This is a genomic window from Treponema sp. R6D11 (genome assembly GCF_054786075.1).
On the sequence record NZ_BDHD01001188.1, the window covers coordinates 1 to 365 of the forward strand.

A 365-nucleotide genomic window follows, 5' to 3' on the forward strand; every position below is an offset into this window, starting at 1 on the left:
TTACAATAGGCCCAGCGTGATAAATCGCCATTCCTTTAAGTTCTACGGGGGAAGCTTTCCCCTCTTCGACGATCCTATGGTAAACTTCGTCCCTTCCCGTCACAAGAGTCCCGGCTAGGTAAATAACGTCCCCCGCCCTTAAACTGGATACGTCCTCGTCACATAACGGAAGGTTCAGCGTCTTTTTCACAGCGTCGCCCCCGAATAAACAGGCAGTTCGTAAGAAAGGTCTTTGTTAAAACGGATAATCCCCCGCCTTAGTGTATAACAAGATGTGTTTACCGCGCACGCTCTTGTCGCCGTGTGCCTCGCCGAAGATTCAACATGCACTCCCATAACCGCCTGGTTTCCGCGCAGTCCTTGAG

The 365-nt window shown here is 51.2% G+C and carries 2 protein-coding genes; both read right to left on the bottom strand.

Annotation, left to right across the window (positions count from 1 at the left end; genetic code table 11):
• On the bottom strand, nucleotides 1-190 hold a 190-nt coding region (locus ACYVTD_RS18040; RefSeq protein WP_461248986.1), incomplete at its 3' end, for a fumarate hydratase C-terminal domain-containing protein.
• Nucleotides 187-357, bottom strand: a complete 171-nt coding sequence (locus tag ACYVTD_RS18045) for a hypothetical protein (protein ID WP_461248987.1) — start codon at nucleotides 355-357, stop codon at nucleotides 187-189. The genes ACYVTD_RS18040 and ACYVTD_RS18045, both read right to left, overlap by 4 nt.
• Nucleotides 358-365 lie beyond the last annotated feature (8 nt).